Source organism: Altererythrobacter xiamenensis (genome assembly GCF_900177715.1).
GTDB classification, from domain to species: Bacteria; Pseudomonadota; Alphaproteobacteria; order Sphingomonadales; family Sphingomonadaceae; genus Erythrobacter; species Erythrobacter xiamenensis.
The window spans coordinates 512,201-536,259 of the sequence record NZ_FXWG01000002.1; the positions used below are offsets into that span (position 1 = coordinate 512,201).

Consider the following 24,059-nt stretch of genomic DNA (forward strand, 5'->3'; position numbering starts at 1 on the left):
CGCTCGCTCTGTCCGGATGAACGAGACGAGCGACGAACACTGGATGCGCTTGGCGATGGAACATGCCATCGCGGAAAAGGGCACCGATCCTGCCAATACGCCGATCGGCGCGCTGATCGTGCTCGATGGCGAAGAGATCGCGCGCTCAGTCAACCACACCGCACGCGATTGCGATCCCACCGCCCATGCCGAGATCGAGACAATCCGGAACGCGGGCGAGAAGCTGCAGGAAATGCGCCTTGAAAGCGCAACGCTCTATTCGACCTTGCAGCCTTGCGGCATGTGCACCTTCGCGAGCATCTGGGCGGGGGTCAGCCGCATCGTTTATGGCGCGGGGCGCGATGACGTGCACGAAATGTATTTCGAGGATCGCCACCTCTCGACGCTCGACTACGTGTCGGATGCCTACAAGGAAGATCTGGAGCTTGTCGGTGGGGTGCTCGCAGAAGAGTGCGCGCAGCTCTATTATCGCCCCGGCGACGATGTCCCGGAGGATGAGCAAGCCAACGACTAGCGCAGTTTCGGAATCGCCGTCAGGCTTTACGCGCGGTGACGATGTAGTTGAGGCTGAGATCGTCGGACAGGTGCAGCCCCTTGCCCGGACGCCAGGTGATGCCGCGCGGTTCGCCCATCGCAAGGCCTGCGTCGGCGAGCAGTTCGGATAGCTCGTCGGGCGTTACGAAATCGTGCCAGTCGTGCGTGCCGCGCGGAACATAGCCGATCCGCTCCGCCCCCTCGACCAGCAGCAGCCTGCTCGCCGCTGTGCGGTTGGGAGTGGAGAGCACCAGCAGCCCCTCCGGCTTCAGCTTGGCCGCGAGATCGCGCAGGAAGGCCTGCTTGTCGGCGACATGCTCGACCACTTCGAGGCTGGTCACGAGATCGAAGCGCCCGATGTCGAGGCTGGCAAGCTCGCCGGTCATGTAGCGAATGTCGAGCCCCGCTGCTTCGGCGTGTGCGCTCGCCACACCGACGTTCTCCGCGCTCGCATCGACCCCGGTCACTTCGGCGCCGAGCCGTGCGAGCGGTTCGCAGACGAGCCCCGCGCCGCAGCCGACGTCGAGCGCCGACATTCCGTCGATTGGCTTTGCCGCGCGAATGTCGCCCGCCCAATGGACGTCCACCGCCTCGCGAATGAATGCGAGACGTACGGGGTTGACCTGGTGAAGCGAGGCCATCGGCCCTTTCGCATTCCACCATTCACGAGCGAGTGTGCCGAAATGTTCGGCTTCCTCTGGGCGGATGGTTACATTTGTGACATTTGCCTTTGTCATGAGGCATCCCTAACAGCGCGCGGGGATTCGAACCAGCGGGAGGTGAACAGCCTTGGCACGTATCGTGATGAAATTCGGCGGCACCTCGATGGCGGGGACCGAGCGCATTCGTCGCGTGGCGAATATCGTGCGCAAGCAGCAGGCCGCCGGGCACGAGGTCGCGGTCGTGGTTTCGGCCATGGCCGGCGAGACGGACCGGCTGGTGAACTTCTGCCGCGAGGCCAACGCGCTTTACGATCCGGCCGAATATGACGTGGTCGTCGCGAGCGGCGAGCAGGTTACCGCCGGCCTGCTGGCGCTGACGCTGCAATCGCTGGGCTGCAAGGCGCGCAGCTGGCTCGGCTGGCAGCTGCCGGTCAAGACGGTCGAGGCGCATGCCAAGGCTCGGGTCGATACGATCGACGCGCCGGAACTCATCGCCTCGCTCGAACGCGGCGAGATTGCGGTCATTCCGGGCTTCCAGGGCATATCCGAGGAAGGGCGCATCACGACGATGGGCCGCGGCGGATCGGATACTTCGGCGGTGGCAGTGGCCGCCGCGATCAAGGCGGACCGCTGTGACATCTATACCGATGTCGACGGGGTTTATACGACCGACCCGCGTATCGTCGCCAAGGCGCGCAAGCTGAAGGCGGTGACCTACGAGGAAATGCTCGAGCTCGCCTCGGTCGGGGCGAAGGTGCTTCAGACCCGTTCCGTCGGCCTCGCGATGAAGGAGAACGTCCGGGTGCAGGTGCTTTCGAGCTTCATCGGCGACGACGCCGTACCTGCAGACGATTTGCCCGGCACGATGATCGTGTCGGACGAGGAAATGAACGCATTAGTGGAGAAGGGCGATATGGAACGCCAACTCGTAACCGGCATTGCGCACGACAAGAACGAGGCCAAGATCATCCTGACCCGCGTTCCCGACGAACCGGGCGCGGTCGCGCATATCTTCGAGCCGCTTGCCGACGCTTCGATCAATGTCGACATGATCATCCAGAACGTCGGCCGCGACAAGGGCGAGACCGACGTTACCTTTACCGTGCCGCAGGCCGACCTCGCGCGCGCTCAGGCGCTGCTCGAGGACAAGCGCAGTGAAATCGGCTTCAACCGGATCATCACCGACAGCAAGATCGCCAAGATCAGCGTCGTGGGCGTTGGCATGAAGAGCCATGCGGGTGTGGCCAGCACCATGTTCCGCGCGCTGTCCGATCGCGGCATCAACATCCAGGCAATCTCGACGTCGGAGATCAAGGTTTCGGTCATGATCGACGAGGACGAAACCGAACTCGCGGTGCGCGTTTTGCACACCGCCTATGGCCTCGACGCGAGTGACGAAGCGGCCTGAGGCGAACCGTTCGTCGAAAGTCGCGCAACGCCGGTCGCACAGCGACCCCGTTATAGCCCTCTCCTAACTCTTCCTTAACTTTCCGGGCCTCTGCTGCCGATAAGAAATCGGGAGCACATTTCATGGCGGTTAAGGGCCATCTGGATAACAATACGCAATCCATCGAGCAGCGCGAGGGCGTACGTCGCCGCCTGCTGCTGGAGACGAGCGGTAGCCTGCCTTCGGGCGAAGCGAGCAACGTCGTCATCCACAATGTCTCGGCGACAGGCATGCTCATCGAGACGACGCTGGACCTTGCCGAAGGCGAGGTGATCGAAGTCGAGCTTCTCGAGGCTGGTCCCGTGCCGGCCCGGATCGTCTGGGCGAGCGGTATCCTCTTCGGTTGTGCATTCCGCGATGTCCTGAGCGATCCCGCGCTGAGCGCGATCGCACTGAAGGCGTCCGCCCCGCTGCCGCCCGAGCTCGGCCGCCCCGCATCGCAGCGCAAGGCGACAGGCGAATTGTTCGGCCAGCGGATCGAGAAGCTGCGCAAGGGTCGGAGCATGACGCTTGCTCAGGTCGCCGACCAGCTCGGTGTCAGCAAGCCGACCGTCTGGGCCTGGGAGAAGGGCAAGGCGCGGCCTGTTGCCGACCGTATCCCCGCCCTCGCCGAAGCCCTCGGCGTCGCGGAAAAGGAGCTTTCGTCCTTCAGCGAACCACCGGGAATTGGCGATCTGATCGAGTCGAGCAGACAGCGCATTGCCGAGGCTTACGGAACCACCCCAGACAAGGTCCGCATAATGATCGAGGTATAAATACTTAAGCGCTCATACGTAAATGCAGGACCGGTTATTGCGATTATGGTAAACACGTCCATGAGTTGATTCGTTTTTTAGTTGGGTAAGTTTACCTAACTAACGCGAAGTATAAGTATTGCGGTCTGGTTTGTTTTTCAAGGCCGAAATACTGACGATGTGTTAGTTAAATACTTTCTCCTTCTGGGCTGCGGATCATCTGGGGCAGGTCGCAAAAGCCGGGGGGCAAACGGCATGATCAGGGGGTTTTCCGTTGACGACGGGACAGTTTTGTTTGGTCTTCTGGCCGAAGGGTCGGGAGACATACTGCTGAAGACCGATGGGCGTGGCTTCATAGTCGAAGCATCGCCATCGCTCGAACAACTCAATATCCGCCTGTCCGAATATCTGGTGGCGCCTCATATCGCCGATCTTGCAAAAGACAGTCATACCCGGAAGCTGCGCGCGCATAGTGACGAAGCGCTGCGAGATGCGGTCGCCTTCGGCCAGTTCGAGTTTCCCGCTCGCGAATGCGGGCAGGAGCCCTTTACGGAGCGCTGGTTTTCTCTGACCCTGCGCCCCATCGCAGGGGCCGATGGAGAAACGGACGGGGCAATCGCCATCATGCGAGCGATCGAGCGGCGCCACGCACTCGAGGATGAACTTCTCGCCGCGTCCATGACCGATCCGCTGACAGGATTGGCCAACCGTCAGGCCTTCAATGCCCTGTTGTCACCCTATCTCGATAGCGGAGCGGAAGGTTCGATAATCCTGTTCGGTATCGACCGGTTTCGCGCCATAAACCTGCGCTACGGCCAGACGAGAGCGGACGAGGTCCTGTGGGCCTTCGCCCAGTTCCTGAGGGCCGTGCTGGGCGAAAACGCAATCATCTCGCGCATGGAAGGCGAACGCTTTGCCGTGATCCTGCCGGACTGCGATCCCGCTACATCGCTGGAGATCGCTCAGGAGGCTGTGACGACCTTTGGCGAGCTGTCGAAGGACAGCGGATGCGAGCAGCTTCCGGTGACGGCCAGCGCCGGCGTCTCCGCTATTCAGGAATGCCACGACACTATTCTGCGCGATGCGGAATTCTCCCTTACGCTTGCCCAAGCTGGTGGCGGTGGCAGGGCGGACCTGGGCGGCGAAGTCCCGATCTTGATCGATCGCCGTCGCATAGCCTGAAGCGCAGCGGGTAGCGCCCATTCGCCAGCGGCTTGCCCGAAATCGCCTTCGCGCCTAAGCGCGCAAACCATGAGCACTTTCACCAAGACCAGCCGCCTGATGGAGCGCGGCACAGAGTTTCTCGGCTGCGACTACGCCATAATGTGCGGAGCAATGAGTTGGGTCTCGGAGCGCAATCTCGTCTCCGCCATTTCCAATGCCGGCGGTTTCGGAGTGATTGCCTGCGGAGCGATGACGCCCGAATTGCTCGACACCGAAATCGCAGAGACGAGAAAGCTGACCGACAAGCCTTTCGGCGTGAACCTCATCACCATGCACCCGCAGCTGTTCGAACTGATCGAGGTCTGCCGCAAACACGATGTCGGGCATATCGTGCTGGCCGGCGGCATTCCGCCCAAGGGCAGCGTCGAGGCGATCAAGGGCGAAAACGGCAATGGCGCCAAGGTCATCTGTTTTGCTCCCACGCTCGCGCTCGCGAAGAAGCTGTTGCGCTCGGGCGCGGACGCTCTCGTGATCGAGGGCATGGAAGCAGGCGGGCATATCGGCCCCGTTTCGACCAGCGTTCTCGCACAGGAAATGCTCCCCGAACTGAGCGCCGACCATATCATCTTCGTCGCGGGCGGCATCGGAAAAGGCCAGGCGATCGCCGGCTATCTGGAAATGGGCGCAGCGGGCGTCCAGCTCGGCACGCGCTTCGCTTGCGCGACTGAAAGCATCGCCCATCCCGACTTCAAGAAGGCCTTTTTCCGCGCCAGCGCCCGCGATGCCATCGCCAGCGTCCAGGTCGACCCGCGCCTGCCGGTGATCCCGGTCCGCGCGCTCAAGAACAAGGGCACGGAAGAGTTCACCGCGAAGCAGCGCGAAGTCGCGGGATCGCTTGACCGCGAGGAAATTGCGATGGCCGAAGCGCAGCTCCAGATCGAACATTACTGGGCGGGCGCGCTGCGCCGCGCGGTGATCGACGGCGATGTCGAAGGCGGGTCACTGATGGCTGGCCAGTCGGTTGGCATGGTCAAGGCCGAGGAACCGGTCGCCGAGATAATCGCTACATTGATGGCGGAAAGCGAAGATGCGCTGACGCGGCGCTAGTTCAGCGCCGATCGGGCCAGATCGGCCCGGCATCGTCGTCGCGCAGTGAAATCCAGGCCCCGTCCTGCAAGAGGAGATGTGCGATGTGCGATGAGGAAAAGCTGAAGCGTTGGGCGAGGGAAGGCCTGAGCCGCCGCCAGTTCGGCACTGTTGCGGGGGCCGCGACGCTAGCAGCCTGCACCCCGATGGGCGCGGAGCCCGGCAATGGCGAGACCACGCAAACCGCATCGCCCGGAGGCTTCCCGGCGTGGACGGAAGAGGCCGTCTCCTTCGCCACTGCCGATGGAACCATGGATGGCTGGCTTGTGCTCTCGACGGCAGCACCGCGTCCCGGCGTCATCCTCTGGCCCGACATCGCTGGCCTGCGCGAAAGCAAGAAAGCAATGGCTCGCCGCCTGGCGGGTCGCGGCTATTCGACGCTGGTCGTCAACCAGTATTACCGCGATACCAGGGCGCCGATCTGGGAGGATTTCGCGGATTTTGCAGGCAATGGCGGTTGGGACCGTGCCCGCGAAATGCGCGGCAAGCTCGATGCCGAGGCGATCATGCGCGATGCGACAGCGGCAGTGGCCTATCTCGACGGCCGTAAGGAAATCGACAGCACGAAAGGTATCGGGACGCAGGGCTATTGCATGGGCGGACCTTTCGCCATGTGGACTGCGGCGGCCGTGCCCTCTCGGGTCAAGGCCGCGGCGAGCTTCCACGGCGGCGGTCTCGTGCGTGACGACAACCCGATGAGCCCGCACCGCCTGTTCGACCAGATGGAAGCAGCGCTCCTGATCGCTATCGCGCAGGACGACGATGCCGAAGCGCCGGACCACAAGCGCATCCTTCGCGAGGCAGCTGCCGAAGCGGACCTCAAGGCCAAAATCGAAGTCTATGCAGGCGATCACGGCTGGACCGTTCCCGATAGCCCGGCCTATGCCGAAGCTGCGGCGGAGAAAGCCTGGTCGGCGCTTATGGAGCTATACGGCGAGGCGCTATAGCGCGCGCTCCCGGGGCGAGCTTCAGCGCACGCCCTTGGTGATATAGACCGGATTGGGAATGCAGGGCCGCCCGTTTACGGCGCTGTCAAACGCTGTTCCATACGGCGCGATCTGGCCGCTGGTGTAATAGGTGCTGAGGTATCCATTGCCGTTGTTTGCAAACATCGGACAGGTGTAGGATCCACCGTTGAAGCCGCTGAAGCTGTTTGCCAAATCGCGGGTCCGCTGGCGTTCGAAGCGGCGCAGCGCCGCGCGTTTCCGCTCGAGGCACACGCTGTCATGGCCGGCGAAATTACCGTCGCGATCGTATACGGAACACTGCTCGTAGTCGCCGCTGCCGAGCGACTGGGCTTGCAACTGTGAAGGAAGCGCGAGGATGCACGCAATGGCTCCTGCGGTGGCGAGCGCGATCAGTTTCATTGCAGTTCTCCCCCTTGCCTCGATGACCAAGGGGTAGCTCTGCGAAAATGTAATCCGGCTGAACGGCGCGATCGTCTCGCGCCGCTCAACTGGTCGTTGCCGGCAAACCTGCGGGCTGGCGGTCAGGTGCCGCCAGCCTCCAGCGCCTTGTCCTCATTGGCGCGGTTCAGCACGTAGAGCCGGATCGCCTCGATCTCCTCGCGGCTGAACTCCTCGTTCCAGGCGACCATGCCGTTCTCCGCCAGCAGCCCGTCATGTACGACCTGTTGCCACAAGTCCCGCTTGCCGAGAGTGGAGGAGTGACGCAGGTCCGGGTTGAGCGCGCCGGCCACCGCCGAAACGCCGTGGCAAACGCTGCAGCTGTTGGCGTAGAACTTGGCACCGAGCGCGATTTGTTCGGGAGTGCCAGCCGGGGCCGGAGGATCAAGCACCAGCGCAGGCGTAGGCTTGAGCGGCGGCAACTCGCCCTTTGCGCCAAGCTTGAACACCAGCAGACGGCTGACATTGGGCGTGATCCCGCCACCGAGGCCGCCTGCGGACACGTCCCACACGCCGCCCCAGCCGGCCAGCACGGCGATATATTGCTCCCCGTCGATCGAATAGGTCATCGGGGCAGCCAGCACGCCGGTCTGGGTCGCGAAGGACCACAGCTCGTCGCCGGTGTCGGCGGTGTATGCCTTGAACGCGCCGGTCGATGTGCCCTGGAAGACAAGGTTGCCCGCCGTTGCCAGCGTGCCCCCGTTGGTTGGGCTCGACTGTGGAACCTTCCAGCGCACTTCACCCGCGATCGGATCGAATGCGACCAGCGCACCGTTCAGCGTAGACTTGATCTCTTCGCGAACGGCCTTGTCCGCAGGGAAGGCACCGCCACTGACGTCGATGCCGAGCTGGAAGCCGGTTTCGCCCGGCTCCCAGTCGGGATCATGGGCATAATATTGCGGCGTGTTGTTGGTCGGGATGTAAACGAGGCCCGTGGTCGGGCTGTAGCTCATCGGCGACCAGCTATGAGCGCCGACAGCGCCCGGGACGCCGACGAATGGCTTGCCAGTCCGTTCGTATTCGGCCTCCGGATTGACGAAGGGCTTGCCGGTGACCGGATCGAGGCCGCTCGCCCAGTTGATCCCGTCGACGAATGGCTTGCCCGAAATGAACTCCCCGGTCTCCGCGTCGAGGACGTAGAAGAAGCCGTTTTTCGGCGCGTGCATCACAACGTGGCGGATCTCGCCATCGATGTTGAGGTCGGTGACGGTGATCTGCTGGTTGGAATCGAAGTCCCAGCGATCTTCGGGGGTTTCCTGGAAATGCCAGACATATTCGCCCGTGTCCGGCTTCACCGCCACGATCGACGCGGTATAGAGGCTGTCGCCTGCGCCGTCGGTATTGCGGTAGGCCGGGTTCCACGGTTCAGCATTGGCCGTGCCGAAATAGATGAGATCGGTGGCGGGATCATAGGTGATCGCATCCCACACGGTGCCGCCGCCACCCAGCTTCCACCATTCGCCGCTCCAGGTCTCGGCAGCTCTTTCCATCGCCTCGTTCTCGAAACCGTCCGCCGGATTGCCCGGCACGGTGTAGAAGCGCCAGCGTTCGTTACCGGTTTGCGCATCGAAGGCGGCAATATAGCCGCGCGTGAAATATTCCGCGCCTGCAGAGCCGATGACTACCATGCCCTTCACGATACGCGGGGCGCCGGTTATCGCCATCTTGGAGCCTTCGGGGATCGTCACCTTGTCCCAGACAACGTCGCCGGTTTCCTGGTCGAGCGCGACCAGACGTCCGTCGAGCGTCGCGACATAAACCTTGTCGCCATAGAGGGCGACACCGCGATTGACTGCGTCGCAGCAAACTTCGACCAGTTTGGAGCGCGGCACCTCGGGATCGTACTCCCATTTAACCTGGCCGGTCTGGGCGTCGTAGGCCTTCACCATGCTCCACGCGGTTGTGATGTAGAGCGTGCCGTCATGCATCAGCGGGGTCGCTTCCTGCCCGCGCGCCGTGTCGAGATCGGCAGACCAAGCCAAACCCAGCTCGCCCACGTTATCCGCATTGATCTGGTCGAGCGGTGAGAAGCGGCGCTCGTCATAATCGCCGCCGTAGGTCAGCCATTCCTCGCCATTACCGGCGGCGATCATGGCATCGGTGACGCCTTCTGTGGCGAGAACAGGGCCTGCGTCTTCCTGCTTGCCACAAGCGGCCAAAGCCAGCGTTGCCGCCAGCACGAACCCGATCCTTTTCATATTCTTCTCTCCCCTACCGCGCCTCTCCCGCGGTTCCACGAACCTTATCTGCCGCGAGAACGTGCTCAAGTCCATTGCTGGATTTGTGAGCGTTCCGCTTTCACTTGGCGCTGGGGGTCAGGCGCGGTAAGCAGTGCTCTCCATATATAGGGGAGACTTCTTCGATGGGTTTCGTGCTGATTGCGCTGCTGTTCCTGCTGGTCGTGTTCCTGCTGATGGCGGTGCGCGTGGTGAAGCAGGGTTATGTTTACACCATCGAACGTTTCGGCAAGTTCACCATGGCGGCCGATCCGGGCCTCCACCTCATCATGCCCTTCATCGACCGTGTCGGGCAGAAGGTGAACATGATGGAGCAGGTGCTCGATATCCCCGGGCAGGAAATCATCACCAAGGATAACGCCATGGTCGGCGTGGATGCGGTGGTCTTCTTCCAGGTCCTCGATGCGGGCAAGGCAGCGTATGAGGTCGCCAGTCTTTACAATGCGATCATGGCGCTCACGACCACGAACCTGCGCACCGTAATGGGGTCGATGGACCTCGACGAGACGCTGTCGAAGCGTGACGAGATCAACGCACGCCTGCTCGCCGTCGTCGACCACGCGACCTCGCCCTGGGGGGTCAAGATTACCCGCGTCGAGATCAAGGACATCCGCCCGCCGCTCGACATTTCCGAAGCGATGGCGCGCCAGATGAAGGCGGAGCGTTTGAAGCGTGCCGAAATCCTCGAGGCGGAGGGTGACAAGACCAGCGCGATCCTGCGCGCCGAAGGCTCAAAACAGAGCGCCATTCTCGAGGCAGAGGGCAAGCGCGAGTCTGCCTTTCGGGATGCCGAGGCACGCGAACGCGCCGCAGAAGCAGAGGCGCGCGCCACGCAGATGGTCTCCGACGCGATAGCCGCATCGGGCAATCAGGCGATCAACTACTTCATAGCGCAGGAATACACCAAGGCTGTCGGCAAGTTCGCCGAGAGCCCCAATGCCAAGACAATCCTGTTCCCGGTCGAGGCGACCCAGCTGATCGGCTCGCTCGGCGGGATCGGTGAACTGGTCCGCGACGCGGTGACACCGCAGCAAGGCGATGTGACCACGCGCTCCGGCCAGCAGATCCCGCCTTCGCGTCAGAGGGCCAGTGTCCCGCGGTCGGGCGATAGCTGATGGACGGATTCGACAATTTCGACCCGCATTGGGTCTGGATCGTCATCGGCCTTGTCCTGGCCGCGCTCGAGATGCTGGTCCCGGGCGTCTACCTGATCTGGCTCGCAATCGCCGCGATCCTGACCGGGATCTTGACGTTCGGACTGGACCTCGGACTGCCTTCGCAGGTCATCATTTTCGTTTCGCTGTCGCTGATTGCGGCTTTCAGCGCAAAGCGTTTCCTGCGGGACTCGCCCATCGTGTCATCGGACCCGCTGCTCAATCAGCGCGGCTCGCGCCTTGTCGGCGAAACGGGAATGCTGACCGTGGCGATCGATGGCGGCACGGGGCGCGTCAAGCACGGCGATAGCGAGTGGTTGGCGCGCGGACCGGATATGGATGCGGGTACCCGCGTGCGCATCACGGGTAGCGACGGTGCGATCCTGCTGGTCGAGCCGGTTAATCTTCTGGGCTCGAACGAAGAGCCCGAAGACGCGCCGAAAGACGCTTAGCTTGCTGCGCCCAGCGGGCTGGCGCCGAAGCGGCCATGCTTGCGATAGCGCACCATCCACTTGTCCAGGAACAGGCCGAGTGGCTTGGGGTCGATGCCGAACTTTTCGAAGCCCGGATAATCGCCTGAAGCCACACTTCCCTGCTTCAGCAGCGACCACTGGTCGGTGCTCATCGGCGTCAGCGGTAGCGCGGCAAAGGTTGAAGAGGCCGCGTCTGGCATCGGGATGAAACGGCGCTTGCGTCCCTGCGCATCGGCAATGCGGCGGTTGATGTCCATCATCGTCAGCGTTTCGGGGCCGCCCAGTTCATAGGTTTTGCCGCCGTGGCTTTCGGGCTCGGCCGCGGCCCGGGCAATCGCTTCGGCGACATCGTCGACGAAAACGCACTGCAGCCTGGCATCGGGCCCGAAGACCGGAAGCACCGGGAACAGCTGGATCAGCTGGGCGAACATGTTGAGGAAATTGTCGTCCTTGCCGAAAATGATCGAAGGCCGGATGATGGTCGCCTTGGGAAAGGCCTCGCGCACGAGATTTTCGCCCAGCGCCTTGGCACTCGCATATCCTGTTTCGGATTCGATATCGGCACCGATCGCGCTGACCTGCACGAAAGCGTCGGCCCCTTCTTCGCTCGCGAGCCGTGCCATTGTACCGGCCGCCTCTCCCATGATCTTCTTCAGGTTGCCTTCGAAGCTGCCGACGAGGTTAACTACTACATCGGCACCGGAAATCGCCGCCGCGACGCTGCGCTCGTTCGTGATGTCGCAGCGCGCAAATTGCAGTTGGCCAAGGTTGGCGAGCGGCTTCAACGAGAAGCTCTTTTCGGGATTGCGGCTGGCGATCCGCAAGCGCGCTCCTCGCTCGAGCAAGGCTTGCGCGACGTAATTTCCAAGGAATCCGCTGCCACCGAACACGGTGACCAGCTTTTCGTTCAAAGGGTGCTTGCGAGCCATGATCGGTTATCTTCCAGGCGAGTTCGTTTCGGGTGCGCATTGCCGCAACGCGGGCAGGATCGCAACTGTTCCGTCGCCTGGTAAATTGAGAGAAACGAGTGCGAAGCGTTGCAATGAGCCGTTGACAGCAGACGTGCCGCTTCGCTATCGGCGCGCTCCTACCTGCGAGACGGCATCGGAAGACCGACTCGCCTGTGTGCCCAGATGGCGGAATTGGTAGACGCACCGTCTTCAGGTGGCGGCGCTCGCAAGGGCGTGGAGGTTCGAGTCCTCTTCTGGGCACCATTTGTTCTCATCAGAACGTTCCAAAACATTGCAGAAATGGCGGAATTCTGCCATTCTTGACCTCTAGCGCAGAAAGCGAGGTCTTGTTTTGTTCCGCTTTGTTCCAACGTCTCTGGGGGCCTCGGCTGGGGGCTCCAGCTCAAAAGCCCCCAAATCGCACGAAAGTGAGGCCCCCAAATGAGCCTCAACGTGCAGGAAATCAAAGGCTTCCGGGCTGCCGACAAGTCGTACAAGAAATACGACTCGCGGGGGTTGCTGCTTCTGGTGAAGCCCAACGGCTCCAAGCTCTGGTATTTCAAGTACCGCTTCGGCGGGAAGGAAAAGAAGCTGCCTATCGGCGCATTTCCAGAGGTCAGCTTGTCGCAAGCGCGTCAGCTTCGCGACCGGGCTCGGCTCAAGGTTTCCGATGGCATCGATCCGATGCTGGAGCGTAAGCGCAAGAAGGCGAGGATTAAGCTAGGTGCGGAGAACACCTTCGAGGTCATCGCCAACAAGTACATTGATGAGAAGATGGTGCCCGAAGGCAGGGCGGAAGCCACGCTGCGCAAGGCGCGCTGGTTCCTCGAACTGCTCAAGCCCGCAATCGGCAATATGCCAATCAACGACGTCGATCCGCAGTTGATGCTGGCGGCGCTCAAGAAACTCGAAGCCAAAGGCAATCTCGAAACCGCCAAGAAATGCCGATCCTTTGCAAGCCGCGTGTTCCGGTATGGAGCCGCGCTTGGCCAGTGCCAAACCGATCCAACATCGATCCTGCAGGGCGCACTGGTCACGCCAAGGGCACGGCACTACGCGGCGATCCTCGAACCAGAGAAGTTGGGCGGGCTACTGCGCGCGATCGATGATTTTGAGTGCTATCCGGCTACGAAATTCGCGTTGAAGATCGCACCCCATGTGTTTGTGCGCCCCGGTGAGCTTCGCCACGGCGAGTGGAACGAGATCGACTGGGACAAGGCCATCTGGACAATTCCGGAAGGCAAGATGAAGGCGCGCCGGACCCATGTGGTGCCGCTCTCACGCCAGGTTTTGGAACTGTTTCGAGAGCTGAGATCGATCACCGGCGGCAAGGGCTACATCTTCCCGGCGTTCCATACGCGACAGCGCCCGATGAGCGAGAATACGATCAACGCGGCATTTCGTCGCATGGGTTTCACCAAGGACGAAGTGACGGCGCACGGGCTGCGATCTACGGCCTCAACAATGCTCAACGAAAGCGGGCTCTGGCATCCCGACGCTATCGAACGTGCTCTCGCCCATGGTGACAGCAACGCCATTCGCGGTGTCTACAATCGCGGAAACTACTGGGATGAGCGCGTGAAAATGGCGCAATGGTGGAGCGACTATCTTGATGAGCTTCGACAACGCGAAGCGAGCCGCTGACGGCAAAGCGATATTGGGCAATTTTGCGCCCTCATTTCGGCCGTTCGAGGGGCGTGTCCGTGGTACCCGAAAGCTGACATTCTGCATCCGGGCGGAGGTTGAACAGTAGCAACTGGAGAAAGAAGGCAAGTTTGTGGCGTTATGCACCCTTAGTGGTTTCTCTCATTAAGAAACCGACTTGGGGAAACGTGATTGTCACCGTGCCAGTAGCAGAATCAGTGCGCCTGATTACCGTTCTTTGATGATCGCACGCGATTAGTTCTCCCGCGATGGGATCTCGGCCATAATCATCTGCTGAAACGATCACCTTTTCGCCGATCATCCCGAGGCCAGCTTCGGGCTCTGCCTGGCCGGGCGTCGTTTCCGCTGGCTCAGCTTCCGCGGCGACCATGATCGCGTCGGCACCGCTGATCTCCTGCCGTTCGCCCTGTCCGATTTGCTCGATTGAAGCACGCCACCCGTTTAATTGATCAAAGCCTTTCAGCAAGTCACTCGCCATGTCGGGAAAAACCGAGGCGAGAAACCAGATATTCATGTAGGCGGCGAGATCGGCGATGGTAGCAGTCGCTCCGCAGAGAAAATCGGTTTTGGACGAAGTCAGCGCGCTTTCAATCCAGCCTGCCTGCGCACGCCATTGCGCCTTGGCCGGCTCGGCCGCGGCGGCCATCGCCTTCACATCGAAGGGCCGCCCCGAAAGCTTTTCCCGGTCCTCTATGAAAGCCGGATCAACCTTGTCGCCCAGCGAACCGAATATGATTGCGACGGAATGCTGGAACCAGATCCGGTCGGCCCACAGATTGATTGGCCAGCTGGGTCCCACATCGGCCAACGGTTCCGGGAAACGACGCTCGATTTCGGCCATGATGACCTGGCTGTCGCAGTAGATGTCGGCCCCGATCTGCATGACCGGCGCGCGGCGATAGCCGCCGGTGAGCGAAACGAGATCGGGCTTGGGCATCATGTTGGGCGTCACGACCGATTGCCAGGCCAGGCCCTTTAGGCCCAGGAGCATGCGGACCTTGTTCGAGAAAGGCGATGCATCGTAATGGTGCAGGATGATGTCGTCGGAACGCGGCATGGGCTCTCCCAGTGGGGAATGGTCAGGCGGGTGGCGGGGTAAAACGGATATTGTCCTTTTGCAGGCCCGCTTCGACGATGGCCAGCCCGCCAGATTTGACGATCCATTCGAGGCGGTGGTCGCGATACTCGCGTTTGAACATCCCTGCATCGACCGCACCCGCGATACTTTCCATGCCGCTCATGGCCGCAACCGCTGCCGCATTGGCCGAGGCGACGGAGGCGCGCTCGTTCGCCCGCCCGAGCCAGTCGGAGAGCCGCGAGCCTTGCGGCGGTTCATAACCGAAACCGGCGGCGCCATTGATGTAAGGCGCGGTGCTGAGATCGCCCCAGCCGAACCGGTCACCGGCGAACCATTCGGCATTGCCGATCTGTTGTTCGAGCCAGCGGTGGTAGGCCGCGATTTGCTCCTTCGCCGCGCGCTCCATCTTTCCTGCAAGGTCGCCCTTGCCACGCTTGAACCAGTGCAGTTCGCCGAGTCCCCAGATAATGGCTTCGAAATGCGTATCGAGCATGTCTTCGATCAGGCGCTGCCGCGCGCGCTCGGCCGGGTCGATGGGCAGCAGTGCAGGATCGGGCCACTTGTCCTCGAAATACTCCAAAATGATTGTCGAATCGAACAGCGTGGTTTCGCCGTCGATTAAGGCCGGGACTTCCAGTCGCGGGCTGGCGGCAGCGAACTCGCCCTGTGCGCCCCCCACGCCGATTCCGTCGGGCACGCGCGTTTCGTAGCCGATGCCCTTCTCGTCGAGCGCGATTTTCACTTTCTGCGCATAGGGCGAAAGCGGGTGTTCGTAGAGCAGGATCATGGCGTCTTCCGGTTCGGAGGTCTTGTCAGCGACGCCAAGCGGTATCGCCCGGAAGGCCGAGCCGAAGCGCTGCCTGATACGCGGGGTGTTCCGGTTCGACCTTCTTGTCTGACTGCCGCCCGACGAAGCGCACGAGTTGCCGTTCTAACCAGGACAGGTCCCATTCGGGGCCAAGTTCAAGCTTCTCGCGCACGATCGGCGGCAGAATGTCCACCGCAGCACGGGCCAAGGCTTTGTGGATGAATTTGGGAATTTCGGGACGCGCCTTGCCCGAAGACACGATCTCGAGGAAATCGCTGTTGATCTGGTGCGGTTCAAAGCGAGGTACCAGCCGGATCATCATGGCGAGAAACTCGCTCTCGGAATGCGGGATTTCGGTCACGCCATAGAGCTTGGCCACCTCGTCGCCCCCGGTCCAATACGCATGCTTTTCCTCCGCGCTCAGCGAATACACGAACCGATCGTAGGCGGTGAGGAAACCGTATTGCGCGGTTGCGGAGACCCAATCGAGCAATTCCGGATCGAGCGCGGTATAGGCCTCTCCGCTGGGAGTTTCGCCGGAGACCTTGGCGTGCATCCGTCCCACACCTGCGATCACTTTTCGCGCCATATTCTGCGGGCCATAAACGCCCAGCATCGCGGCCATACCGGTACGCTGCGACCGACCGATCGGATCGACAGGATAGACCGAGTGATCCCACACGCCCGAGCGGATGCGGGCATCGGCGAATTCCAGCAGCACGGCGGCTACGCCACCTATCGCCATGGCGATGCCGTTTTTGAATATCCGCCAATGGACGGAGCCCGGCAAATGGAAGGCGGGTTCGCCGGCTGGTTTGGTGAAATCGAATTTCGTCGGCGTCGTGCTCTTCTGGTAAGTCTTGTCTGCCGTCTTGGTGATCGAAGCGTGTTCGTTCATGACTTCCCCGTTCCACATTCTCCGCGCACATTTGACCTGCGCACCAAGCATGTTATCAGACCTGATAATCTTCGGCAAACGGATATCCCATGAACCTCGACTGGTCCCCGCAAGACACAGCTTTCGCCTCCGAAATCGCAGAATTGCTCGAGCGCGAGTTGACCGACGACATCCGCGACGCGGGTCACAATGCGACCAGTGTCTATCCCGACCATGAAGCATCGATGGCCTGGCAGGAAAAACTGTATGCAGCCGGCCTTGCTGCGCCACACTGGCCGGTCGAACATGGCGGCAAGGACTGGAGCGTCGCGCAGCATTATCTTTATGCGAACGAGAAAGCGAAAGCCGGCGCGCCCTCGCTTTCGCCGATGGGTATCCACATGGTCGCCCATGTCATCGCGGCGTTCGGCACGCCGGAGCAGAAGGACTATTTTCTCCCCCGCATCCTGACCGGCGAGGTGTTCTTCTGCCAGGGCTACTCCGAACCCAACGCGGGATCGGACCTCGCCGCACTCCAGATGAGCGCAGTCCCGGAAGGCGACGACTTCATCCTCAATGGCTCGAAAATCTGGACCACGCACGCGCAGGAAGCCAACTGGATCTTCTGCCTCGTGCGTACCAGCAGCGAGGGGCGCAAGCAGCAGGGCATCACCTTCATCCTCGTCCCGATGGATCAGGACGGCGTCACGGTACGGCCGCTCACCATGCTGTCGGGCGAGACGGTGCAGAACCAGGTATTTTTCGATGATGTCCGCGTATCGAAATCAAACGTGATCGGCGAGGTCGACCATGGCTGGAGCGTGGCGAAATATCTGCTCGAGTTCGAACGCGGAGGCTCGGCCTATTCGGCTGGGCTCAAGATCAGGGCGAAGGAAATCGAAGCCCATGCAAGGTCGGAGGAGGCAGGCAGACAAAGCCTGCTGGAACGCGGCGACTTCGGCCAGCGCCTTGCTCGCGCGATGATCCGCATCGACGTTCTCGAAGTGCTGGAATTGAAGCTGCTTTCGTCGGCCGGACGCGGCGAGAGCGTGGGCCCGATGTCGTCTCTGATGAAGATCATGGGCACCGAACTGGCACAGCATCTGACCGAACTGGCCCTCGAGGCGGCAGGGGCGAGCGGCACCGTGTTCCAGCCCCATCCCACGCGGCCGGGTGCGGAGATACCCGGCTACGAGCCTCCCGCCGACGGTTATGTGTCGGGCGGAAGCTGGCAGGCGATCGCGCCGCTGCGCTACCTCAACGAAAGGGCCGGCTCGATTTACGCCGGCTCCAACGAGGTCCAGCGCAACATCCTCGCCAAGGCGGTACTAGGACTTTAGCCGATCTGCCGCAGCGTGCGGTATCGCTCGACGTGGTCCGCCGCCGTGCCGAGCCGGTTTTCGATCACCGTCGCGCGCTTGAAATAATGGCCCACGCGCAGTTCTTCGGTCAGCCCCATCGCCCCATGCAGCTGGACCGCCTCCTGACCGATCAGTCGTAATGCGTCGCCCACAGTCGTCTTGGCAGCCGAAATCGCGGCTGGATCGTCGACCTTGAGCGCGGCCAGCAGCGACGCCGCCTTGATCTCCTCCGCTTTAGACCACATATCGACCATGCGGTGCTGCAGCGCCTGAAAGGACGAGATCGGCACGCCGAACTGTTCGCGTTCCTTGGTATACTGCACCGTGTCGCCGACCATTACCGACGCAATGCCCCAGGCTTCGGCACAGATGGCGGCGAGCGCACGGGCCACCGCCGCCTCCAGCGCCGGCAGGACCGCATCGCCAGTCGCCAGACACGCGTCTTCAGCCAGTTCGAAGCCTTGGCAGACAATGTCTGCAGAGGGCGTGTCGTCGATCAGAGCGAAGGGCTTGAGCGCATTGCCGAGGGTCGCCGGATCGACCGCGAACAGCGCGAACTCTCCGCCGTCCGCTCTTGCAGGCAGAAGGACAAGGTCAGCCTCCGCGGTAAAGTCGACGACCAGCTTGGTCCCGGTTAGCCGCCAAGTCGTTCCATCGCGCTCGGCACCCATGCGGATATGTCTCACGTCGCCGCGCGTTTGTGGTTCCTCAATTGCGGTCGTAACAAGCAGCTCACCAGCGGCGATCCGTAGGGCCAGCTCATGTTCTCCGAGCGAGTCGAGAAGGTTCGCCGACAGGACCTGGCAGGTGATGTAGGGCGTAACCGCAAGAGCGCGGCCTAGCGCGGCGGAAATTATCATTTCGCTTTCGGCGCCGCCACCGAAGCCTCCTGACCGCTCGGCTATTCCGGCCGCTGCGACACCCAGCTCGGCTTCGAGCCGTTTCCAGAAAGCCACGAAGCCCCCCTGCGCCTTCTGTTCGCGGCGCAAATCGAAAGGCAGCGTCTTTTCGAGGTAGCGGTCGAGCGACTGCTTGAGCAGTTCCTGTTGCTCGTCGAGTTTAAGATCCATGCGCGTACCTATGCCGCCCGTCGCGGAATTATCAAGTCTGATAATTAAATGAGAAGCCCTGCCATCAGCGTCTCCACGGTCTGCCGCTTGTAGCGCTCGTGCAGCGCATCATCTGCCGCGGCGATCCCGCCGAACACGGCCGAGAGCGTGAAGCGATTGGCGTAGAGGCCGTCCGCCGAACCGATCGTGTTGAAATAGAACAGCTTGGGATCGACGTTGCGGAATTCGTCGGCAGCGATCCCTTCCGTGATGATGCGCTGCTGCGCGTTCGCAATGGGTTTGAGCAGCTCTTCGGCAATATGATGGACACGTTCGGGCGTGGCATCGCGCACCATCAGCTGGATCAGGCGATTGAGGTACGGGATCTGGTAATAGGTATCGAGTATCCCCTCGAGGTGGATGCGCATGCGCTCGGTCGGCGTGACATTCAGCCGGAACAAAGCCGCCAGCTGCCTGATCCGCACCCCGACGTCGCGATCCAGCAGGGCGAGCAGCATGCCTTCCTTGCTGCCGAAATAATAGCGGATCATCCCGTGATTGACCTGCGCGCGCGCCGCGATGTCGAGGATGCCGATATCCACCGTGTCCTGCTCTCGCATCAGCGAACTCGCCGCTTCGAGCAACGTATCGCGAATGGCGCCCTTCGGCATCTGCTTTGCCGCAGTGTTCGATCCCGATCGGTTCATCACCGCGTTCATGGGACTTTCCCCGGCGCAAGGCAATTGCGCTTGCCAATATTATCAGCAATGATAAAGACCCGGACGAGGTCATAGTGGAGAGGATCGATGAAGAGGATGACGAAGGGCTTTCTGGCCTGTGGCGTGGCGGGATTCGCGGTCGGGATGCCGAACCTTGCATGGGCGCAGTCCGCCGGTGACGAAGCCGCCGCAGCGGAAACAAGTGCCGATCGCAATGTGATCATCGTCACGGCCAATCGCCGCGAAGAGGCGATCACCGACGTCGGCGTATCGATCCAGGCGTTCTCGGGCGAACAGCTCGACAACCTCCAGGTCAACTCTACCGAAGACCTTCAGGTCGTCGTCCCCAGTCTCAACGTGTCGCGCGGCTATCAGGGCATTCCGATCTACACGCTACGCGGAATCGGCTTCAACACGATCAACCTTTCGGCGACGTCGACCGTCGGCACCTATCAGGACGAGGTCGCACTCGCCTATCCCTTCATGAACAGTGGGCCGGTTTTCGACCTCAACCGCGTCGAGGTTCTGAAGGGTCCGCAGGGTACCCTCTACGGGCGCAACACCACCGGCGGCCTCGTGAACTTCATCTCCGCCAAGCCCGAATTCGGCGATTTGAACGGTAGCGTCGCCGTGGAACTGGGCACCGAAGAAACGCTCAACACCGAAGGCCATTTGAACATCCCGGTGGGCGATGCAGTCGCGGTTCGCGCCGCATGGCGCACCGAACGCAGCTGGGACGGCTGGCAGAAAAGCATCAGTCGCGACGAGACGCAAGGTGAGGTCGAACGCTATGGCGGACGCTTGACCATCGCCGCCGAACCGGTGCCGGACATGCGGATCGAGCTGGCCGGCAATTTCTGGGTCAACAAATCCGATACGCTGGCGGCGCAAGCGGTTGGTTTCACCCCGAACACCGACCCGGCCAACGGCACGCTTTTCAGCCTGTTCAATGCGCCAGGCCTTGCGGACTACGTCGCCGCGAATGCCGACAACTGGACCAGCGATACGGCCGACTGGCAGCCGCTCGATGCGCGGGCGCAGGACATCGGGCGGGGGGCCGGGATCGACCGGCCCAATGCCGAAGACAGCAATTTCGTCGGGCTACGCGGGATGCTGCAGTTCGATTTCGCGCCCGATATCAGCTTCATCTCGCTGACCGGCTACAACCGGGTCAAACGCGACGCCGCCTATGACTGGAGCGGTGCGCCATATGAAATCCTCAGCCAGCATGCAGAGGGCGAAGTCGAGTCGCTATCGCAGGAAATCCGGTTCCAGGGCACGACTGGTCCCGCCGAATGGGTGGTCGGCGGCTACTACGCCAACGACAAGGTGATCGATACCAACCAGACATTGCTCGGCCAGAACGCTAATGTCGGCGCAATCCGGGCTCTGATCCTCGCGCCGCAGGACGCCCTCGGCGGTGCCAGCATCTACCATTTCTTCGCCGCGCAAGGGTATGCGCCTTACTCGATAAACGATGTTCTCACCTCCTTCCGCACCTATCGGGACGAAGCGGAATTCGATGTTGAGACCATGAGTGTCTTTGCCAGCGCCGATTGGGAGTTGTCGCCCGCGCTCACGCTGACAACCGGCGTTCGCTACACCAAGGACACGCAGGATTACGAGGGCTGCTCGCGCGATCTCAATGGTTCGATGCTGCCCAACGTGAACCTGTTCAACCGCTTCTTTTTCTTCGTGAACTATGGCGCAATCGTTCCACCTATCTCGGAGAACGAGTGCAATACCTTTGATGTCGACACGCTTTCGTTCGGACCCGTTACGTCGAAGCTCGATGAAGACAATGTTGCCTGGCGCGGCGCCCTGACATGGGAGCCGAATGACGACACGCTGCTTTATGCGTCGGTCTCACGCGGTTTCAAATCGGGGTCGACACCGGTCAATGCGGCAAATATCGCGACGCAGAACCGTCCTGCGCGGCAGGAGCAGTTGACCGCCTACGAAGTCGGGACGAAGCTGGCGCTGGCCAACAACTCATTCAACCTGAATCTAGCCGGCTTCTATTATGATTATGTCGACAAGCAGCTCGCGGTCTACTTCGCCGACCCGATCTACACGACGCTCTTGCGTCTCGACAACATCCCGGAATCGCGCGCCTACGGGATCGATGGCGATCTGACCTGGTTCGCAACCGACGAACTGACTTTCGCATTGGCTGGCACTTGGCTGCAGACGGAAATCGTTGGCTACCAGGGTATCAACGCCGCGGGCCAGCCGCTCGATTACGATGGCTTCGAATTCCCCTACAGTCCGGAATTCTCGGGCGCGGCGACGATCACCTATGATACGCCGATCACGGCAGGGCTTGGCCTGAGGGCAATCGCCAACGGGCGCTATCAGTCATCGACATCCAGCTCGATCGAGGATTTCGCTCCGCTCGCCATCGACAGCTACGGTATCCTGAATGCAAGTCTGGCGGTCTATGACCTGGACGGTGCGTGGGAAGCTTCGCTGTGGGGGCGCAATGTCACCGACACCTACTACTGGGCTTCGGCCGCCACCAACTCGAACACCGCGGTCCGTTTCCCGGGCCGCAGCGCGAGTTACGGCGCGACAGTTCGCTTCCGCTTCTGAAAAGGAATGGTTTCCGGCACCGTATTTGCTCATCCGCGGTGCCGGGAGCGACTTTATGACTGAGACCAAGCCGCCCTTCAGCCCGCTTCCTCAGAAGCCACCTGCAACCGATGTGGAGCGCCGCGATGACGGATCGATTCTGATCTGGTCCCGCCACAATCCAGCGGACGTTCCTGACAACCTCGCAGCGATCTTCCGCGAACGGAGCGAGGCGCATCCCGACCGATCGTTCCTCCTTCAACGCCAGCCGGGTCATGGACCATGGACCGGTGTCACTTGGGCAGAAGCGAGAACCTCCGCGGACTCTATTGCGCAGTGGCTGATCGATCACGGTTTCGGGGCCGATGATCCGGTCATGGTTATTTCGGGCAATTCGCTCGAACACGGACTGCTGATGCTCGGTTGTTATACCGCAGGCGTCCCCATCGCTCCTGTCAGCGCGGCTTATTCGCTGATGTCGCAGGACCACGAAAAGCTTCTGCATTGCTTTCGCAAAATCGGCGCGAAGGCAGTGTTCGCCAAGGAGGGTGAATTGCACTCCGCTGCTCTGGCTCGGCTTCGGGAAGCAGCGCCCGATCTTGTGGTGGTGACCTGCGACGGCAGACCTGAAGGGACAGTCGATTTCACCGAACTTTGCCGGCTCGAGCCAACCTCGCAAGTCGATCGACGTGTCACGGCGATCGGCGCCGATACAGTTGGCAAATATCTGTTCACCTCGGGCTCTACCGGAATGCCGAAGTGCGTGCCGCAAACGCACGGCATGATGACGACGGTGATCGCAGGGCAGGAAGGTCTCGCGGAAGAGAGCCGCGACGAGCGCGATCCCCCCGTCACGCTGGAATGGATGCCATGGAGCCACATCAGCGGCGGCAACATCTTCTTCAACGGCTGCATGTGGTCGGGGGGAACCATGTATCTCGACGAGGGTAAGCCGGTTCCGGGCATGTTCGAGACGACGATCAAGAACCTTTACGAGATCTCGCCAACCGTCTTTGGCTCTGCGCCTGTGGCTTTCGCCATGCTCGCCGATGCCATGGAACAGGACGAAAAATTGCGGGGCGCCTTCTTCGAGGATGTCATATCGCTCGGTTACGGCGGGGCTACACTGTCGGACGACCTCTATGACCGGCTGCAGGCACTCGCCATTGCAGAAACCGGCAAGCGGATCCCGATCACGACGATGTACGGCGCGACGGAAACGCAAGGCATCACCATGGTGCATTGGGAAGTAGATCGCGTGGGCCTGATCGGCCTACCGATGCCCGGTATCACGCTGAAGCTCGTTCCGAATGGCGAAAAGATGGAGGTGCGAGTGAAGGGCGCCTCGGTCACGCCGGGCTACAAGGACGACGCAGAGAAGAATGCGCAAGCGTTCGACGAGGAAGGTTTCTACAAACTGGGAGATGCGGCCGACTTCCTCGACGAGGGTGATCCCGATCGCGGGCTGGTTTTCGACGGCCGTGTGACCGAAGATTTCAAGCTTTCGACCGGGACATGGGTTTCGGTCGGCACGCTCAGGCCGGAACTGGTGACTGCATGCAGTCCGCTCATGCATGATTGCGTAATTGCCGGTCAGGACCGGGAGCATATCGGCTTGTTAGTCTGGCCCAACCCTGCAGCTGCCCAGAAATACGTGACCGAAAGCGGCCCTGCCGGCCTCTCAATTCTCGCAAACGCCATCGCTGCGAGACTTGCGGCCTTCAACGCACAGTCCGGCGGCCATTCGCGGACAGTCAAAAGCATGGTGCTCTTGACGGAGCCGCCCTCGCTCGATGCCGGTGAGATCACCGACAAAGGCTACATCAACCAAGGCGCGGTTCTCTCCCAACGTGCAGAGGCGGTCGATGCGCTGTACTCGGATGAAGGTTCGCCTCTTGTCCTGAAAATATCCTGATCTTCGGCCGCAAGACTCAAGCTCGCGAACGAAATGGTTTGCATTTGTCGATTTCCAGAAATGATCCAGAACGCGGTCGCTAATCGTTCGACAGCTTTCTGTATTTTAA

21 protein-coding genes and 1 tRNA gene are annotated in these 24,059 nt (G+C 61.4%); 13 read left to right on the forward strand and 9 right to left on the reverse strand.

Features of this window, described 5'->3' with window-relative positions:
* The first annotated feature begins 16 nt into the window (after positions 1 to 16).
* Entirely contained in the window at positions 17 to 514 is a 498-nt protein-coding gene (locus tag CCE89_RS07795) for a nucleoside deaminase (protein WP_086437474.1), read from the forward strand.
* Between the two features lie 19 nt (positions 515 to 533).
* Here the strand turns inward: CCE89_RS07795 and ubiG are convergent, their stop codons facing one another.
* On the reverse strand, positions 534 to 1,271 hold the full coding sequence (gene ubiG, locus CCE89_RS07800) for a bifunctional 2-polyprenyl-6-hydroxyphenol methylase/3-demethylubiquinol 3-O-methyltransferase UbiG (RefSeq protein WP_086437475.1): 738 nt from the start codon (positions 1,269 to 1,271) through the stop codon (positions 534 to 536).
* 52 nt (positions 1,272 to 1,323) lie between these two features.
* Between ubiG and CCE89_RS07805 the strand changes: the two genes are divergently transcribed.
* From CCE89_RS07805 to CCE89_RS07825, 5 genes are all read left to right on the forward strand, one after another.
* Complete coding sequence (locus tag CCE89_RS07805; protein ID WP_086437476.1) at positions 1,324 to 2,604, forward strand: aspartate kinase; 1,281 nt, start codon at positions 1,324 to 1,326, stop codon at positions 2,602 to 2,604.
* Positions 2,605 to 2,726: 122 nt separating this feature from the next.
* The gene (locus CCE89_RS07810; RefSeq protein WP_086437477.1) at positions 2,727 to 3,398 is read left to right on the forward strand and encodes a helix-turn-helix domain-containing protein; all 672 of its coding nucleotides are present in this window, start codon (positions 2,727 to 2,729) and stop codon (positions 3,396 to 3,398) included.
* A gap of 234 nt (positions 3,399 to 3,632) precedes the next feature.
* Positions 3,633 to 4,559, forward strand: a complete 927-nt coding sequence (locus tag CCE89_RS07815) for a GGDEF domain-containing protein (protein ID WP_086437478.1) — start codon at positions 3,633 to 3,635, stop codon at positions 4,557 to 4,559.
* A gap of 69 nt (positions 4,560 to 4,628) precedes the next feature.
* Complete coding sequence (locus CCE89_RS07820) at positions 4,629 to 5,648, forward strand: NAD(P)H-dependent flavin oxidoreductase (RefSeq protein WP_086437479.1); 1,020 nt, start codon at positions 4,629 to 4,631, stop codon at positions 5,646 to 5,648.
* Positions 5,649 to 5,731: 83 nt separating this feature from the next.
* On the forward strand, positions 5,732 to 6,634 hold the full coding sequence (locus tag CCE89_RS07825) for a dienelactone hydrolase family protein (RefSeq protein ID WP_086437480.1): 903 nt from the start codon (positions 5,732 to 5,734) through the stop codon (positions 6,632 to 6,634).
* A gap of 21 nt (positions 6,635 to 6,655) precedes the next feature.
* Here the strand turns inward: CCE89_RS07825 and CCE89_RS07830 are convergent, their stop codons facing one another.
* Both CCE89_RS07830 and CCE89_RS07835 read right to left on the reverse strand, forming a co-directional pair.
* On the reverse strand, positions 6,656 to 7,054 hold the full coding sequence (locus CCE89_RS07830; RefSeq protein WP_086437481.1) for a hypothetical protein: 399 nt from the start codon (positions 7,052 to 7,054) through the stop codon (positions 6,656 to 6,658).
* 122 nt (positions 7,055 to 7,176) lie between these two features.
* A complete protein-coding gene (locus CCE89_RS07835; RefSeq protein ID WP_086437482.1) occupies positions 7,177 to 9,291 on the reverse strand; it encodes a PQQ-dependent dehydrogenase, methanol/ethanol family in 2,115 nt (704 codons plus the stop codon).
* A gap of 164 nt (positions 9,292 to 9,455) precedes the next feature.
* Between CCE89_RS07835 and CCE89_RS07840 the strand changes: the two genes are divergently transcribed.
* Positions 9,456 to 10,445 (forward strand): SPFH domain-containing protein, encoded by a 990-nt coding sequence (locus tag CCE89_RS07840; protein ID WP_086437483.1) that lies wholly within the window; start codon positions 9,456 to 9,458, stop codon positions 10,443 to 10,445.
* A complete protein-coding gene (locus tag CCE89_RS07845; RefSeq protein WP_086437484.1) occupies positions 10,445 to 10,936 on the forward strand; it encodes an NfeD family protein in 492 nt (163 codons plus the stop codon). The genes CCE89_RS07840 and CCE89_RS07845 overlap by 1 nt, the downstream gene beginning before the upstream one ends.
* Here CCE89_RS07845 and CCE89_RS07850 read toward each other — a convergent pair.
* On the reverse strand, positions 10,933 to 11,886 hold the full coding sequence (locus tag CCE89_RS07850) for a complex I NDUFA9 subunit family protein (RefSeq protein ID WP_086437485.1): 954 nt from the start codon (positions 11,884 to 11,886) through the stop codon (positions 10,933 to 10,935). The genes CCE89_RS07845 and CCE89_RS07850 overlap by 4 nt on opposite strands.
* Before the next feature lie 198 nt (positions 11,887 to 12,084).
* On the opposite strand from CCE89_RS07850, the gene CCE89_RS07855 reads away from it, so the two are divergent.
* Positions 12,085 to 12,171, forward strand: a tRNA-Leu gene (locus CCE89_RS07855).
* Positions 12,172 to 12,348: 177 nt separating this feature from the next.
* Positions 12,349 to 13,551: a tyrosine-type recombinase/integrase gene (locus CCE89_RS07860; RefSeq protein ID WP_086437486.1), complete on the forward strand. Its 1,203-nt coding sequence runs from the start codon at positions 12,349 to 12,351 to the stop codon at positions 13,549 to 13,551.
* A gap of 139 nt (positions 13,552 to 13,690) precedes the next feature.
* On the opposite strand, the gene CCE89_RS07865 is transcribed toward CCE89_RS07860, so the two are convergent.
* From CCE89_RS07865 to CCE89_RS07875, 3 genes are read right to left on the reverse strand one after another with little or no spacing between them, the layout of a single operon-like run.
* Positions 13,691 to 14,629, reverse strand: coding sequence for a glutathione S-transferase family protein (locus tag CCE89_RS07865; RefSeq protein WP_086437487.1), 939 nt, complete (start codon positions 14,627 to 14,629; stop codon positions 13,691 to 13,693).
* Positions 14,630 to 14,651: 22 nt separating this feature from the next.
* Positions 14,652 to 15,437 carry a glutathione S-transferase family protein gene (locus tag CCE89_RS07870; protein WP_086437488.1) on the reverse strand — a complete coding sequence of 262 codons (786 nt, stop codon included), beginning with the start codon at positions 15,435 to 15,437 and terminating at the stop codon, positions 14,652 to 14,654.
* Positions 15,438 to 15,462: 25 nt separating this feature from the next.
* Positions 15,463 to 16,356, reverse strand: coding sequence for an oxygenase MpaB family protein (locus CCE89_RS07875; protein ID WP_086438032.1), 894 nt, complete (start codon positions 16,354 to 16,356; stop codon positions 15,463 to 15,465).
* Between the two features lie 89 nt (positions 16,357 to 16,445).
* On the opposite strand from CCE89_RS07875, the gene CCE89_RS07880 reads away from it, so the two are divergent.
* Complete coding sequence (locus CCE89_RS07880) at positions 16,446 to 17,675, forward strand: acyl-CoA dehydrogenase family protein (protein ID WP_086437489.1); 1,230 nt, start codon at positions 16,446 to 16,448, stop codon at positions 17,673 to 17,675.
* On the opposite strand, the gene CCE89_RS07885 is transcribed toward CCE89_RS07880, so the two are convergent.
* Together CCE89_RS07885 and CCE89_RS07890 are read right to left on the reverse strand one after the other, a co-directional pair.
* Positions 17,672 to 18,766, reverse strand: coding sequence for an acyl-CoA dehydrogenase family protein (locus CCE89_RS07885; protein WP_086437490.1), 1,095 nt, complete (start codon positions 18,764 to 18,766; stop codon positions 17,672 to 17,674). The genes CCE89_RS07880 and CCE89_RS07885 overlap by 4 nt on opposite strands.
* Positions 18,767 to 18,810: 44 nt before the next feature.
* The gene (locus tag CCE89_RS07890; RefSeq protein WP_234989996.1) at positions 18,811 to 19,452 is read right to left on the reverse strand and encodes a TetR family transcriptional regulator; all 642 of its coding nucleotides are present in this window, start codon (positions 19,450 to 19,452) and stop codon (positions 18,811 to 18,813) included.
* Positions 19,453 to 19,551: 99 nt separating this feature from the next.
* On the opposite strand from CCE89_RS07890, the gene CCE89_RS07895 reads away from it, so the two are divergent.
* Both CCE89_RS07895 and CCE89_RS07900 read left to right on the forward strand, forming a co-directional pair.
* The gene (locus CCE89_RS07895) at positions 19,552 to 22,056 is read left to right on the forward strand and encodes a TonB-dependent receptor (protein ID WP_086437492.1); all 2,505 of its coding nucleotides are present in this window, start codon (positions 19,552 to 19,554) and stop codon (positions 22,054 to 22,056) included.
* 55 nt (positions 22,057 to 22,111) lie between these two features.
* Positions 22,112 to 23,950: an AMP-binding protein gene (locus tag CCE89_RS07900; RefSeq protein WP_086438033.1), complete on the forward strand. Its 1,839-nt coding sequence runs from the start codon at positions 22,112 to 22,114 to the stop codon at positions 23,948 to 23,950.
* The last annotated feature ends 109 nt before the right edge of the window (positions 23,951 to 24,059 follow it).